We start from the raw sequence: 14,009 nt of genomic DNA, 5'->3' as shown, positions 1-14,009 counted from the left end.
ATCTCAAGGGGGCGCTGTCGCCTCGTTTGGCATGGTTGCACCCTGAGCTGGCGGATCCCGGGACGACGCTGATCTACGCCGAGCGCAACGGGCAGCTGCGGTGGGGCGGGCTGATCTGGCAGACCGAGCCAGAGGGTGACGAGCTGAAGGTGGAGGCGGCGGGGTGGACGTCCTACCTGCAGCAGCGGCACGACCTCGACGGTGAGCTCGGAGGCCGCGGCCCCTACGTGCGCGCCGACCCGTGCAAGATCGCGCGAGACATCGTCGCCTACGCCCAATCGATCCCGGACGGCGACCTCGGGCTGAGCGTCGACTCGACTACGTCGAAGGCGACGGTCGGCACGCCCTCCGAGCCGTGGCACTCGCGCTGGTGGGAGACCCCGGTCCTCGGCGATCAGTTCGACGACCTCGTGAAAGAGCCGGACTCTCCCGACTACACGTGCACCACCTGGTGGGACAAGGACCGGCGTCCGGTCCGCCGCATACGGCTCGGCTACCCGCGTCTGGGAGCGCGGCGCACCGACGTGGCGTTCACCAGCGGCATCAACATCATCGACAGCCCGCCGGTCACCTACGGCGCCGACGAGTACGCGCAGGTCGTCATCGCCACCGGCAGCGGCGAAGGCCGAGCCCAGCAGCGCGCGATCGAAGCCGTCCGTAACCGAAGGCTGCGCCTGGAGCACGTCCTGGAGCTGCCCGAGGTGCGCGGCAAGGACGTGCTGGCTCGGCGGGCGAAAGCCGAGCGGGCATGGCGGCAGTCTCTCGGCCACGTCGAGCAGATCACCGTCCGCGATCATCCACAGGCGCCGATCGGCTCGTGGCAGGTCGGTGACGACGTGCGCGTCTCCGTCCGCGGCCAGTGGACGAACTGGTCCGGCTGGTGCCGCATCACTGGCTGGACCGTACGACCCGACACCGGGGCCGGCGAGACCGCCACCCTCACCCTCGCCCGCGCCGAGGCTTACCACTACGGCACGGTCGCATAACCGGAAGGAAGCTCGTCTTGTCTGCTGATATCGGTACCCGCCTGGCCCTTTTGGAAAAGCGGGTCCAGGCCCTCATGCGCGCCCCGAAGCTCGCCAACGCCAGCATCGAAGACGGCGCCCTGGAGGTGTACGACGCGAACGGATCATTGCGCGCTCTTGTGGGCCAGCAGCCGGACGGTACCAGTGGTGTCAGCGTCGTCAACGGACCATTGCCTCCGACGCCCGGCGCCCCCAGCGTGGAAGCCGCGCTCGGGGCGCTCTGTGTCACCTGGGACGGAGCGTTCACCGACGCGGCTGCGGCCCCGCTGGACTTTGCCCGGGTAGAGGTACACGTCGGCCCGCAGGCCGACTTCGAGCCGACGCAGGGGACGCTGCGTGACACCATCGAGACTCCGCAGGGCGGGTCCTGCACTGTGCCCCTGCCGTACACCGACTGGTGGGTGAAGCTACGCGGCCGGAGCTTGGCCGGCGTCGCTGGCTCCGCCAGTGATGCGGTAGCCGGCACCCCACGACGGGCGGGTACCAATGACCTCCAAGCAGGTTCCGTGACGGCGGACAGCATCGCCGCCGACGCGCTCTCCGGCAAGCACATCACTGGCGGCACGATCGACGGCGCAATCGTCACCGGCAGCACCGTACGTACGGGAGCAAGCGGTAGCCGCGTCGTCGTCACGCCGAATCCACCGGCTCCCATGGAGCAAATCCCCTCACTGCTCCTGCACTCCGCGTCCGACCTGGAGCAAGCACCCGGGAGCCTGCGCGCCAACGTCAGGACGGACGGGAAGGCGTATCCCGCCCTCGAACTGACCGCGCCCGCTGTCCAGCTCGACCGCTGGGAGCGACCCGACATAGCCCAGCTGACCCTGCTCTCCCCTCAGCTCGATGTCCAAGGCGGGGCGTTCGTCCTCGCGTCAACGACTGGGCTGAATAAGGACCATGGAGAGGTCAGCGCGGCTGGCATCAGCGCCAAAGGACCCAAGGACACGGGCCTGTTCAGGATCTACGTGCAGGACGGCCGCGAAGCCTCCGGCAACGACCGCGGAAGCGTCGGGGCTCGGTCCTGGCTCGACGTCGAAGGTGCCAAGGTCACCGTGCGCACCGCTTCTTCCGACGGCGACGCCACCACCACCCTCACTCCCGAGAACATCACCGTCGGCGCATGGGTTTCCCATCGCGGTACGGACTGGAGTCCCATCCAGCTTGCAGCCAACGTCACCGAAGGCCAAGCCCCGCCTCAGGTTCGCGTCACGGCGCACCGCACCATCGAACTCTCCGGGTACGTCGACCTGAAGGACCCGGAAGTGCGGCCCGGCCGCCAGATCGGGCTCCTTCCGGAAGGCTACCGGCCTGCCGTATTCCGCCGAGTGCTCATTCCGTCCACGGCCAGCGGAGTGGTCCTGCGCTTGGACATCTACACCAACGGGGCGCTACAGCTGTATCCGGTGATCGGCAGCAAGGCGGCATGGGTGGGATTCGACGGGGTGAGTTGCAGGGCGGACTACTAAGCCGTTGGTTGGAGCGTTGGCACCCGTACGATCGAAATAGGCGCGGGGCAGCCAGGAGTGATTGCGGTGACCGTGCCGCCGAGCGCCGAGCCCACGCTGTGGGAGCTGCACCGCGCCGTGTCACAGCTGCGCGAGGACCTGCGCGGCGACCTCGCTCAGCTCGCCGCGCGCCTCGACCAGGTCGTGACCCAAGATGTGTACCGGGCCGATCAACGGGCGGTCGATCAGCGCATCAGCCAGGTCGAATCAGGGCTTGCCGGCCTGCGGGGTGAGCATGACCAGAGTCTGGAGCGGGCGGAGCAGCAGCGGCGCGAGGACCAGACGCAGGCCGCGGCGACGAGGCGGCTGGTGATCTCGTCCTTCGTGGCCCCGCTGCTCCTCATGGCCTTGCAGTTGTGGATCGTCTCGCGCGGGACGCCTCCGTAGGCAGTGGGCGGAGCAGTTCTATTTCAAGATCGGGCGCGGGGAGATATCGAGCGCCGACGTTGGCAACACCCCTGAGTCCTGACCGGCTCGTCGCGGCACTGCGCGCAGAAGGCGTGCGGGTCGTTGAGCGTCCCGGCTGGCGAACCCACAACCGAAATCACAAGGGCCCGTGGGGTCCTGTCCGTGGCGTGATGATCCACCACACGGTGACGTCCGGTACGAGCAACACCGTCAGCATCTGCGAGCGCGGATATGAGGGCCTCCCGGGGCCGCTGTGCCATGGCGTGATCGCCAAGGACGGCACGGTCCATCTGATCGGAAACGGCAGGGCGAACCATGCTGGTCGCGGCGATGGAGACGTTCTCCAGGCGGTGATCGCTGAGCGGGCACTGCCCGCGGCGAATCAGGCTGATACAGACGGCAACACGTCGTTCTACGGGTGGGAGTGCGAGAACCTCGGCGATGGCCGCGATCCGTGGCCGTCCGCGCAGCTCGATGCGATCGAACGTGTCTCTGCTGCGCTGTGCCGGGTGCACGGCTGGAGCGCGGCAAGCGTGATCGGGCACCGCGAGTGGCAGCCGGGGAAGGTCGACCCCAAGGGCTTCACGATGAGCTGGATGCGCGGCCGGGTCACGGATCGCCTGAAGGGGCGCCCCACCGGAGGAACTCCCAGCGGGGACTCCTCGGGCGGCACCACGTACACGGTGAAGAGCGGCGAGACGCTCTCCGGGATCGGCAAGCGTCTCGGCATCAGTTGGCAGTCCATCGCCCAGGCCAATGGCATCACTGCGCCGTACGTCATCAAGGTCGGGCAGCGGCTGAAGATCCCCGGCAAGAGCAGCGGGAAGACGTACGCGGCGCCGCCGTTCCCGGCCGGGCTCGCCCCGGGCCGTAACTCGCCCTCGGCCAAGCGACTCCAGCAAGCCCTCAAGGACACCGGATGGCTCGACCGGTCGGTGCCACTGTCCGACAACTACGGCCCGCAGACCCAGGACGCGGTCTCCGGCTTCAACCGCAAGCACAACCTCCACACCACCGGCCGCCCCAATGACCCGGCCATCGGTCGGCGCGGCTGGGACCTTCTGCACCAACTCGCCTACGGGAACTGAACTTGAGCACCTTCATCCATGACCACAGCACCCGCCTCTACGGCATTGCCGCTGCGGCGCTCTCGCTGATCGCCTACTACGTCGAGGGGCTGCCGACCGGGCTGATCCTCGCCCTGGCAGCCGCGATTCTCGGCACCGGCGAAGCGGTGCAGCGCGTCGAGGACCGCAAGACCAGCAGGGCCCTGCTCCTCGAACCGCCGCACACCATCAAGGACTGAACCACGCCAGCCCGCCTCCCCTCGGACGATCCGATGACGGAGGCGGGCTGCAGTCTTCCTTGTCCAACCACCAGCGGCCCCCTTCCAGTGGCAAGATCAGCCCGACGGAGGGGGCCTCGTATGCGTCCAGTGATGCACCTTGTGGGTTGTGGGACACGCCCTACCGGAGATCTCCCTGCCTTCGCATCTGAGCTACGGGCAGCTGGGTGGGATCCGTACATCGTCCCCACTCCGGTGGGGCTTCGGTTTCTCGACATCGACCGCGCCGAACGGAGCTCGGGGCAGGCCGTACGCTGGGATTTCAACCCGGATGCCCCCTGTGGAACTACTGCAGGCTCAAGCTGTGGTTGTCGCGCCGGCAACGTTCAACATGATCACCAAGCTCGCCGCGGGCATTGCTGACACGCTGGGGTGACGTGCTGGTGCCAGCCGATGAACGAGCGGCCCTCGAAGTGGTCCAGGCCCAACGCGGTCTTCAGCTCGCGGTAGTCGTGCTCGATCCGCCAGCGTGACGAAGGGTGCCCCTCGCGGCTGCTCGCCAAGTGCGGGTGTGCTCTTAGGCAGGCGGTTCAGGGCCGGCACCACCCCGGAGGGAGGAGATGACGAGGCGTCCGTACCGGGTGGTGAGGGCAGCGGCGGTAGCGGCGATCGACAGGCCGAGGGCGACAAGCAGGTGGGCGGCGGACTCGTCGCCGAGGACCTGGAGGACGCTGAGAGCCGTGCCGAGGGGGAGGCCGAGGATGGTGAGAACCCCGAGAGCACCGCTGATCTGCTGACTCTCCTGGTTCTGGACCAGTCGGCTGTAGTCCGCGGCCTCGGCGAGTATCTCCGCGAAACGCTCGGGCAATCGGTACTGAGCCTGGAAGGCAAGCAGTAGCACGTTGGCCGGGCCGTGGGCGGTCAGGTGCTGGCGCCAGTACGTACTGCGGAAGAGCGCGATGTTCCTTTCCAACGAACCGACTTGGGCGGAAAGATGCGGGCCGTCGAATACCCCGGAGAGTTCGTCGGTGAGTCGGTCGATGTGGTCACGCTGGAGCGTGCCGAGCAGCAGTGCGTCGAGGTAGACCGTACGGGCATGCAAGGCCCCGAACTCGTAGAAGTCGCCCTCGCCGGCGTCGGCGCGATGGCCGAGGAAGGCGGCGCTGTGCCGCAGCACCAGCGCGCTCCAGTCGGCGGAGATGCGCACAGCCTGATCGAATTCGTCCGCGGCGGTTTCCGGAGCGAGCGGAAAGTCGCGTGGCGTGGAACGGGATGCCAGCTGCCACAGCCAGTGGTCGGCGGTAGCCGGGAGTGCTGCCGTGGGCTCAGGCCGAAGCGCGGGCGTGTGGCGGGCTTCGGGAGTGAGGAGGGCGATGGTGTAAGGGCGGGCAATCGCCAACGCGTCGGTGCCATCGCGGACTTCGGCCACTTGTCCGAAGAGCTGCTGCGGCGCGAACGGGCCGGTGAGTGGGTCGGGGCCGGCATCGGGCCGGTGGCCTATCGCTCGCAGTACCGGAAGCAGTGGTCTGTCCACGGTGAAGTGCAGTACCGCCAGAGCGTGTCCGTGGCTCCGTCCCGTGGCAGTACGCAACAGCTCCATGCCCTGCAGATGCAGTCCGTCGTGGACGAGTGACATCGCCCGATACCAGCGGCAGGGGCGTCCGGGCGACCCGTACAGCACTCTGGCGGAGGCGGGCGCGAAGTAGGTTGCGCGGGTGGCGGCATCCGTCCGTCTGCTGCCGAGCTCGAACGGGAAGGGCCCCTCCGGCCAGTCCGGAGTGCGCAGCAGCCGTACCGGGAGCACGACCATGAGGATCTGTCGTGCCCCCGCGACAGTCTCCAGATCCAGGGTCACCGGTAGTACTCAGCAGGGTCGGGCTGGTCGAGCCTGACCACGAACTCCGCGCCACCGGGGCGGTCTGCGGCCGGATGGAACCGTACGCGTTCGCCCGTGCGGATGGTGCGGAAGCCTTCGGTGACGATCTGCGCGTAGTCGAAGGTGTAGTAGCCACCGTCCGCCTCGTCTTGGACGATGAAGGCGCCGACCGTTCCGGTCTGTCCTCCGCCGGTGGGCCGACGGTCGACGATGATGCCGTGTCGCGCCTCGCTCATGAGATGGCTGCCTCTGGGTCGGTGATGTCCTGTACGCAACGGAAACCGACCGCGTTACTGCAGCCACGTTTGCGGTAGATGCCCTTGCTGCTCGCTTGCACGGCGCGCAGTGGATTGTCGTAGCTGCCACCGCAGATGACCGCTTCGCCGGCGTCATCCAGGCTGGTGGAGGTCCACTCCCAGACGTTCCCCGCCATGTCGGTGATGCCGTACGGGGAGCGGTTCGCGGCCCTCTCGCCGACCGGGGTGACCCAGGCTCGGCGAAGTGCCTCTTGGGCGAACTCCTGCTGCCAGGCGTGGAAGGTCACCACGGGATGACCGACCCAGGTATCGGCGCAGTTGACCGGCGCGCCATCCGACTCGTCGCCCCAGGGAAAGAGGCGGCCGTCCGTTCCGCGAGCGGCGGCTTCCCATTCCAGCGCGGTGGGCAGGCGCTTGCCCTCGAAGGCTGCGAACGCGAAGGCGCTCCACCAGCTGACGCAGATGGCTGGGTAGTCGTCGTAGCGGGGATTGCGGTAGTAGTCCGCTTCGCGGAGCCGGTCGGCCCAGGGGGTGTGGGTGACATGGTCTGGCTGGTCGGGGTGGTCCCAGGGCGAGGTGCCATCGCGCCGTAAGGCGTCGAGGAAGCGGCGGTAGCGGCCGACCGTGACGGCGTGGCGGTCGAATCGGACCGCGTGTCGTACGCGGCGTAACAAAAGCCGTTCCGCCGGCCCGACGAGGTGGACCCCAGCGGGAAGTACGCAGCCGTCGGAAGGGACAACTGCCGGTATGCGGGCGAGGAAGGCTCTTACCTGCTCGGTGATGAAGGCACCGCCAGGCAGGTCTGCGGCCTCTTCGCGACCGCTGGGGGTGGCAAGGAATCGGGCAGCCAGCAGCTCCTGGTAGGCGGTGTGGACGAAGGCGACCTGGTCCGGACCGGCGGGCCGCAACAGGGGAGCGAGCACGCAGCTGCCGAGTTCGAGACGGCCGTCGGTGAAGGCGTCAGGGCCAAGGTCGCGGTGCAGATCGAGAAGGGAGAAGACCGTCTGATCGGTGAGGAATGCCCTGCCGAAGACTGCGGGCAGCCGCTCTTCGGTATCGGCCTGACCCTGGTCGGCGAGGGTCTTCGTGATGTGAGCGCCGAGCAACGCATCGAGAGGCTGCGGAGAGGCAAGTTGGAGGGAGGCGGTCAGTCGCATCTCCAGCAACGTGGCATCGGGGTCCGCGAGCCGTACGAGGTGGAAGTGCGGTACTCGGGCCGGGTCGACTCCGTTCGCGTACATCTGCTCAACCAGCTGCTCGGACCGGGCAGCTCCGCTTTCCAGCAGCTGGCGGACCTGGGGGGAGTCGGCGAGGAACGACACCCGCGAGCTCATGACCACGGTGGACTCAGCGGAGAGCACCGGGGCCAGATCCGCGAAGAGTCGCAGGAAGCCGGCGGGGCTGGCCTCGTCCACACCCTCGTCGACCGCGTCCAGGACACATAACGCAGAACCGGACCGGATCAGGTAGAGGAACAGGTCGTACGCACGGGAGCGGTCCGCCGTCATGCACGGGGACAGCAGGCGTGCGGCGTATTCGGGGAAGGTCTCGCCCCTCGGCTTGAGACTGAGGTCAAAGTAGAAGCGAAACTGCTGTGCGTCGGGGCCCGCGGCAAGTGTTCGGAGCAGCGTGCTTTTGCCGCTGCCGGGACGACCGGTGATCAGTACGTTGGCTTGGTCACGGGCAAGGCGGCCGAGGAGGGTGGCTGCGTCCTCGGCTGTCTGGATGAGGGGCTCTCCCGTGCGGGTATCGGTGGACAGCACAGTGGCGGTGACGGCTCTACGTGGTTCGGCACACTCCGCGGAGGTCACTTCGGCCAGGTGGGCGGCAAGGTCGACGTGCCTGTCGATGAAAGTGTCGTAGCGCACCAGCCGGTAGTCGCGACCGAGCAGTTCACGGACAGGGCCGGGCAATTCCCCGTCTGCACCGGCCTCGTTGAGGATGACGAAGCGGGTGAGTTTAGGGAGACGGGTGCGCAGCAGTTCACCGCCGTTGGAGGTGAGGACGGCGCGAAGATCGTCCACGTCCTGCGAGACCATCAGCTCGACGTACTCCAGGCGCATGCCCGATTCACGGCAGAAGAGCTGGTAGACCGTGTCGGAGGTAAGGACGAATCGCTTGGCCTGACGGTAGCCGAGGGTGATGTACAGCCCGGCGAGGAACTCGCAGCGCCGGGCGACCTCGGGATCCATGCGCGGCTCTCCGCCCAGCAAGGCAGAGCTGCTGGTACTCGTGAACCAGACCAGGACGTCGACGAGTCGGCGTATCGCGAGCAGCCCGTCCTCATCGGAGATGTCGTAGCCGTCGTGCGTGGACCGGTTGCGCAGACGACGGATGTCATCCAGCGCATTTAGGACGGTACTGCTGCGGATATGCGGCTGGCACCGCTTGACCAGGTCATTGAGGGCTCGGCCCGATGGGTCGCCCTCGATGCCGTGGTGCCGCCACAGCTCCTTGAGGAGCTTCTCCGCCAGCTTGCCGACCAGAGAAATTGCGTTCTCCGGATAGCCGTCATTGAGGCTGCGTAAGGGACGTTCGAGATCGAGACCGAGGCGGTCGGCGACACGGGAGTGGTCATCGAGCTCGCTGCGGAGCCGTTGTAGTCGTTCGTCCACCGCCATGCTCATCGCCCACCACCCGGTTTCACGCCCAGTACGAAGGCGAAGCGGTCGGGAAAGGTGAGCACCGACTCCGGATGGGCGGCTCTCATCTCATCGATTCCCTTCTCGATCTCGCTGTCACTGAACGTGGAGAGCACGGACATGTAGCGGGCCCGCACCATCCCGATGTACTTCTCACGATCGAGATGCAACTCATGCTGCACATAACGAAGTTGGGGTTGCAACCCGGCCGCCCGTAGGTGGCCGACAATGCGCTCGGGGTCGGGCTGGAGTTCCGTGAAGCGGTCAAGCGCCGCCTGGAACAACGGGTACTCGATGCTGGTCGGCAGCATGACCACGAGTAAACGACCGCCGGGAGCAAGCCGAGCCGCCAGGCCATACAGGGTGGCGGCGGGATCGGCGATGTGATGCACCGATTCCTTCAACCAGATGGCGTCCAGTTGCTCGTACGGTGACTGGACGTGTCCTGTAGCGATGTCTTCTGCCGAGGCTACGATCGGCGTCAGGTCTGCGGGTGGTGGCGTACCGATCTGGTGCAGCATCGCCAGCGACGGGTCCACGCAGAGGATGGCGTGCTGCGGGTTGATGATCCGCGCCACCTCGCGTGCGAACATTCCTGTGCCGCAGCCGATGTCGGCGATTCGGTCAGCGGAAGACAGATGCAGGCTCTCGGCTATGTGTGCAGACATCCAGGTGATGTGGTGCGGCCCATATACCCAATGCTCGTCATACTCGGCAGCAAGCCGCTCGTAATGTCCCTGAACACCCCGCCGCTCCACAGTCCCCCCGCCCGGGTATACGGCTCTGCTGGCCGCCGTCAGGCTACTCCTTCCGTAACTTCATGGAACCGAACAGCCACAGTTTCAGCCAGAGCAGTGGCCCCCGGAGCGGCTGCCGGTCAGAACGGTACGCCGCGCCGTTGGGCCTCGGTACAGGTTGCAGCCCACTTCCCGCCAGGGTCAGGCCGTCTGTGCGTGTGGGGCGCCTTGATGGTCAGCGCCAGAACCGACAGAGGAGCGTGGCCCCCGCACCTTCGGGTGTGGGCGCCACGGTGTGTGCCGGGTTCTATTGCACGGCAGTGCATCCACAGCAGTAGCCCGGCCTCATCACGCGGACGGGTCGCGTACGAGACCGCGCCGGTGACGAGGCCTGCGTCATCGAGGAGGACGCCGGTGCGTGGAGGCTGGAGTTCCTCCCACCAGCGGGAGTCGATCGGCGAGCGACCGTCCAGGGCTTGCTCGAGCATGCGCGGCGTACATCTCGGCTGGCCTGGCAGGCGATCCGCATCGATCAGCGCCAGCACGGCGGGGCTGTCGGTCTCGCGGTACGGGCGGATGGTGGCAGAGAGCTTGTGCACAAGGTGCTCTTCCCACGCCCGTTGCCTTCGATGCCGCCTGGCTCCCGCGGACAGGGTTTGGGCGTATTGACCTTCTGAGCCTGTGGGGGCACGGGGCATGGTGAAGGCCCCCGAGCACCGGCTGACTGGGCTGCGGAGGCCTTGCTACACCTCTTGGAAAGTGCGGCTTCAGCCTAACAGTGCCCAGCTCAGGGGCCTCGGCACTCGGATCCGCGACGGCTGCAACTATTCTGCTCTTCCAGGTACGTCCTAGTGGAAAGGAGGCTGTGGTGGCGAAGCCGCTGCTGTGCGGGCGCATGGAGATCGGCCGGGTCTACAACATCGGAGCCTCGGCGATCAGCAACAACTGGGTGTACAAGGGCATCCTCTCGTACGAGGACGCGGTGATCGTCTCCGGTAAGCCGTACTGGCCGGGCGGGCTTGTGGTTGCGCTGGCGCTTCCGCCGGGGAGCCGTGGCCGGCAGTTGGACGAGCGGGAGCTGGCCGCGCTCGAGGCGGAGCAAGGGGCCGGCGTCCGGCCGATGAAGAAGGGCGAGCTTCCGCCGCTCGTCGGTGCCCAGGAGTATGCCGAGCTGTTCGGTGTGACTCAGGTCGCGGTCGGACAAGCAGCGCGCGGGGGTGCGGGGCAGCTGCCTGAGGCTGACTACATACTGTCGGGGTCGAACCTGTGGCTGCTGGATACGGTTCTGGACTCGGCCGAGGTGACGATGCAGAAGTCCCGGAAGGGGCTTTGGGTGTTGCGGGACGAGGTGGCCGCCGCGTTGCGTGAAGGCCGTTACGAGGGCCCGGGTTCGTTCCTCTCCCAGCGGGGGAACAAGGCGCAGTCAGCTTCCGAGGGCGCATAAGCGGAGTTGCCCCCCACCCCAAGTAGAGTAGAATATAGATACACGGGAGAGGGGTCTGTTGGATCAACCTCTCGTCATGCCGCAATATAGGTCGCGATACTTAGACGGAGGGGGAGGATCATGCTTCCTGTGCAGTTGGAGCTGCCCATTGCGCCCTTGCGGCATCCGGACCCGATCGGTGCGGGAGTGAGCATCCAGGAGCGATTCGAATCGTTCCATCAACTCAATCCCTGGATCCTGGAGCAGCTGGAGGCCCTGGCCGCCGACTGCGCCGAGCGCGGCCTGCGTCGCATCGGCATCGGGATGCTGTTCGAGGTCCTGCGCTGGCAGTACGGGCGCGCGACGCAGGGTGAGCCGTTCAAGCTCAACAACGACTTCCGCTCGCGATATGTGCGCTCGATGCTCGACCGGCACCCAGAGTGGACCTCCCTGTTCGAGACCAGGGAGCTCCGCACCGCCTGACATAGGTCGCGATAGAAACGCGCCTCTGTGCCTCTTGGAGATTTGCATGACCCATCCCATACCGAAGCTCCGCACCCGCAAGCCCACCGGCGTCGTCCCGTGGCCGAAGATCCTCATCGAGGGCGAGGAGAAGTCGGGCAAGAGCTGGATCGCCGCCCAGTTCACCGGTTCCAACAAGACCGGCCAGGCGTACTGGCTGGAGCTGGGCGAGGACACCGCCAATGAGTACGTACAGGTCCCCGGCGCGGACTACCTGCTGATCGACCACAGCGGCGCCTACCGCGACATCCTCGGCCAGATCGAGGCCGTGCATGCCGAAGCCAAGCGAGCGGCCGCGGCGAAGGAGCCGCCGGTCGTCCTGGTCATCGACTCGGTGTCGCTGCTGTGGCGGATGCTCGTGAACTGGACCAACGACCGGGCCCGCCGCTCGAACCAGGGACAGCGGAAGCTGCGTCAGGATCCCGACGCCGAGGTCAAGCCCTCGATGAACTTGTGGAACGACGCGTACGAGCGGTGGGCGAAGGTCATGTACCTGGTGCGCACCATGCCCGGCATCGTGCTGCTCCTGGCGCGAGGCAAGGAGGTTGCCGCTGTCGACGGGAACGGTGACCCGATCCCGAAGTCGAAGGACTGGCGGGTGGAGGGGCACAAGTCCCTCGCCTACGACGCCACCGTATGGGTGCGCCTGCGCCGCGAGGAGCAGCCGCAGATCATCGGGGCGCGCTCGCTCAAGTTCCAGGTTCCTCGTGACGGGGAGCCGAGGACCATGCCGGACTTCTCCGTCGAGAAGCTGGTGTTCGGGCTGATGGGCTGCGCGATCCACACCCAGCCACAGGCCACCCCGGAGCTGACCGGCGACCTGGCGCAGGCGTGGATGCCCAAGGTGAAGGAAGCTGCAAAGGGCGGTGTGGACGGTCTCAAGAAGCTGTGGCGCGAGGTCGAGGCGGACGAGGAGCTGACCCGCGAGGAGATCCGTGTGGTGCGGGCGGACATCGAGCGCAAGGCCGCGGAGCTGAAGAAGCCCCAGGACATGTCCGATCCGACCAGCGATGCCGCCAGGTTGCGGGCAGCAGCCGCGCAGCAGGACGCCGAGACCGAAGACCCGGCGGAGGATGCGCCGGCCGACGAGTTCGCCGCCGCCTAGCCCTTCCCCCTGTGTTGTCGGGGCCCGTTGCTCGCGGGCCGGGCCCCGCCATGCCCTCTTGGAGATCAGTGTGACCGCACCAACCCTTGCCCTTCCGGCCCCGGTGTCGATCTGGGATGCCGCCCACGCCGCCGACGCCCGACGGCCCCGCTCCGTCCAGACGCAGTTGGGCGCGTCGGACACGATCTGCTCGCGCCGCTCCGGGTACATCCTGGCCGGCGCCGAACGCACCAACGCCGGGGACAAGCGCGCCGCGATCCTCGGCACGTACATCCACAAAGGGCTCCTCGAAGACGCTCGCCGCGAGTACGGGTGGCTCGTCGAGCGCACCGTCGCGGACGACGTGCTGCGCGGGCACATCGACGTCGTCCAGCTCGACGCTGCGACCGCGGCCCGGTTGCCCAAGCGGCACCGGCCTGTTGAACCTGCCGAGGCCGTGACGGTTGAGGATGTGAAGACGAAGTCCAGCCGCGTCTGGGACCGCGTCGTGCGGTACGGGCCGACGGCAGCGGAGATGCGGCAGGTCCTGCTGTACGCGGAACTGCTGCGGACAGTCGGGTTCGCGGACATCCCTGGTCAGCGGTACCTGCACCGGCTCGGCCCGCTCGACGTCAAGCGCATCCGGTTCAGGTTCGTGTGCCGCGACACGGGCGAGGAACACATCCAGGAGTTCCCGTTCGACGAGTGGCTGGCTGTCGAGGCCCGGTGGTGGGTGGACCGCGTCATGGAGGCCGATGCCCCGGAGGAACTCCGTCGGGATCACGACGGTCCGGGCCTGTCGGTGATCTGCGACAACTGCCCTTTCGTGGACGCTTGCTGGCCCGGTATCGCGCCGGGCAAGCCTGCGCAGACGATCCTCATCCACGACGACGAGGACCGGGCCAAGGCACTGGCCGACTATGTCCGTGCTCATGAGCGGTATCGGGAGAGCAAGCGGGTCAAAGAGACGGTCCGCGCGATGCTCGACGACTCCCCCGAGGGCACTTACGGCGACAACCACCTGGGCTGGGGCGGCGAGAACGACAAGGAAGAGACCGACGTCGCGGCCATGGTCGAGGAGTTCGAGAACGCCGACCTGGTCGTACCGATGGTCCCGGACGAGAAGGCCATGATCCAGATTCTGCGCCGAGCCGGGATGGTCGTGCCGAGGCGCAAGGCCGCCGGTCAGAAGACCGCCCGCACCATCAAGATCACTCGGGCCCGCAAGATCACCTGACAGCCCTT

General features: G+C 67.2%; 14 protein-coding genes. 10 read left to right on the top strand and 4 right to left on the bottom strand.

The window, feature by feature from the left end:
- Window positions 1-35: 35 nt before the first annotated feature.
- The 6 genes from K9S39_RS19030 to K9S39_RS19005 all read left to right on the top strand — a co-directional run bounded on the left by K9S39_RS19030 (window position 36) and on the right by K9S39_RS19005 (window position 4,659).
- Window positions 36-986, top strand: a complete 951-nt coding sequence (locus K9S39_RS19030; protein ID WP_248864568.1) for a hypothetical protein — start codon at window positions 36-38, stop codon at window positions 984-986.
- A 17-nt stretch (window positions 987-1,003) separates the two neighbouring features.
- Entirely contained in the window at window positions 1,004-2,491 is a 1,488-nt protein-coding gene (locus K9S39_RS19025) for a hypothetical protein (RefSeq protein WP_248864567.1), read from the top strand.
- Between the two features lie 66 nt (window positions 2,492-2,557).
- Window positions 2,558-2,917, top strand: coding sequence for a hypothetical protein (locus tag K9S39_RS19020; RefSeq protein WP_248864566.1), 360 nt, complete (start codon window positions 2,558-2,560; stop codon window positions 2,915-2,917).
- A 59-nt stretch (window positions 2,918-2,976) separates the two neighbouring features.
- Window positions 2,977-4,026, top strand: coding sequence for an N-acetylmuramoyl-L-alanine amidase (locus K9S39_RS19015; RefSeq protein WP_248864565.1), 1,050 nt, complete (start codon window positions 2,977-2,979; stop codon window positions 4,024-4,026).
- 2 nt (window positions 4,027-4,028) lie between these two features.
- Window positions 4,029-4,244 carry a hypothetical protein gene (locus K9S39_RS19010; RefSeq protein ID WP_248864564.1) on the top strand — a complete coding sequence of 72 codons (216 nt, stop codon included), beginning with the start codon at window positions 4,029-4,031 and terminating at the stop codon, window positions 4,242-4,244.
- Between the two features lie 310 nt (window positions 4,245-4,554).
- Window positions 4,555-4,659: a flavoprotein gene (locus K9S39_RS19005; RefSeq protein WP_248864563.1), complete on the top strand. Its 105-nt coding sequence runs from the start codon at window positions 4,555-4,557 to the stop codon at window positions 4,657-4,659.
- Window positions 4,660-4,800: 141 nt separating this feature from the next.
- On the opposite strand, the gene K9S39_RS19000 is transcribed toward K9S39_RS19005, so the two are convergent.
- From K9S39_RS19000 to K9S39_RS18985, 4 genes are read right to left on the bottom strand one after another with little or no spacing between them, the layout of a single operon-like run.
- Window positions 4,801-6,078 carry a hypothetical protein gene (locus K9S39_RS19000; protein ID WP_248864562.1) on the bottom strand — a complete coding sequence of 426 codons (1,278 nt, stop codon included), beginning with the start codon at window positions 6,076-6,078 and terminating at the stop codon, window positions 4,801-4,803.
- Window positions 6,075-6,335: a hypothetical protein gene (locus tag K9S39_RS18995; RefSeq protein ID WP_248864561.1), complete on the bottom strand. Its 261-nt coding sequence runs from the start codon at window positions 6,333-6,335 to the stop codon at window positions 6,075-6,077. Before K9S39_RS18995 ends, K9S39_RS19000 begins: the two co-directional genes overlap by 4 nt.
- On the bottom strand, window positions 6,332-8,983 hold the full coding sequence (locus tag K9S39_RS18990) for an SUMF1/EgtB/PvdO family nonheme iron enzyme (protein WP_248864560.1): 2,652 nt from the start codon (window positions 8,981-8,983) through the stop codon (window positions 6,332-6,334). The genes K9S39_RS18995 and K9S39_RS18990 overlap by 4 nt, the downstream gene beginning before the upstream one ends.
- Entirely contained in the window at window positions 8,980-9,666 is a 687-nt protein-coding gene (locus K9S39_RS18985; RefSeq protein WP_248864559.1) for a class I SAM-dependent methyltransferase, read from the bottom strand. The genes K9S39_RS18990 and K9S39_RS18985 overlap by 4 nt, the downstream gene beginning before the upstream one ends.
- 937 nt (window positions 9,667-10,603) lie before the next feature.
- Between K9S39_RS18985 and K9S39_RS18980 the strand changes: the two genes are divergently transcribed.
- The 4 genes from K9S39_RS18980 (at window position 10,604) to K9S39_RS18965 (ending at window position 14,001) form a co-directional block, all read left to right on the top strand.
- On the top strand, window positions 10,604-11,179 hold the full coding sequence (locus K9S39_RS18980; RefSeq protein WP_248864558.1) for a hypothetical protein: 576 nt from the start codon (window positions 10,604-10,606) through the stop codon (window positions 11,177-11,179).
- A 120-nt stretch (window positions 11,180-11,299) separates the two neighbouring features.
- Entirely contained in the window at window positions 11,300-11,641 is a 342-nt protein-coding gene (locus K9S39_RS18975) for a hypothetical protein (RefSeq protein ID WP_248864557.1), read from the top strand.
- A 46-nt stretch (window positions 11,642-11,687) separates the two neighbouring features.
- On the top strand, window positions 11,688-12,785 hold the full coding sequence (locus K9S39_RS18970) for an AAA family ATPase (RefSeq protein ID WP_248864556.1): 1,098 nt from the start codon (window positions 11,688-11,690) through the stop codon (window positions 12,783-12,785).
- Window positions 12,786-12,855: 70 nt separating this feature from the next.
- Window positions 12,856-14,001, top strand: a complete 1,146-nt coding sequence (locus tag K9S39_RS18965) for a hypothetical protein (protein WP_248864555.1) — start codon at window positions 12,856-12,858, stop codon at window positions 13,999-14,001.
- Window positions 14,002-14,009: the final 8 nt, after the last annotated feature.

Origin of the sequence: Streptomyces halobius, assembly GCF_023277745.1 — a bacterium.
Taxonomy (GTDB): Bacteria; Actinomycetota; Actinomycetes; order Streptomycetales; family Streptomycetaceae; genus Streptomyces; species Streptomyces halobius.
This window is presented reverse-complemented; position numbering and strand designations above follow the sequence as displayed.

Coding starts and splice junctions, on each gene's coding strand:
- K9S39_RS19005 (WP_248864563.1), top strand. CDS start 4,555: ATGCCCCCTGTGGAACTACTGCAGGCTCAAGCTGTGGTTGTCGCGCCG.
- K9S39_RS18995 (WP_248864561.1), bottom strand. CDS start 6,335: ATGAGCGAGGCGCGACACGGCATCATCGTCGACCGTCGGCCCACCGGC.
- K9S39_RS18990 (WP_248864560.1), bottom strand. CDS start 8,983: ATGAGCATGGCGGTGGACGAACGACTACAACGGCTCCGCAGCGAGCTC.
- K9S39_RS18985 (WP_248864559.1), bottom strand. CDS start 9,666: ATGTCTGCACACATAGCCGAGAGCCTGCATCTGTCTTCCGCTGACCGA.
- K9S39_RS18975 (WP_248864557.1), top strand. CDS start 11,300: ATGCTTCCTGTGCAGTTGGAGCTGCCCATTGCGCCCTTGCGGCATCCG.
- K9S39_RS18970 (WP_248864556.1), top strand. CDS start 11,688: ATGACCCATCCCATACCGAAGCTCCGCACCCGCAAGCCCACCGGCGTC.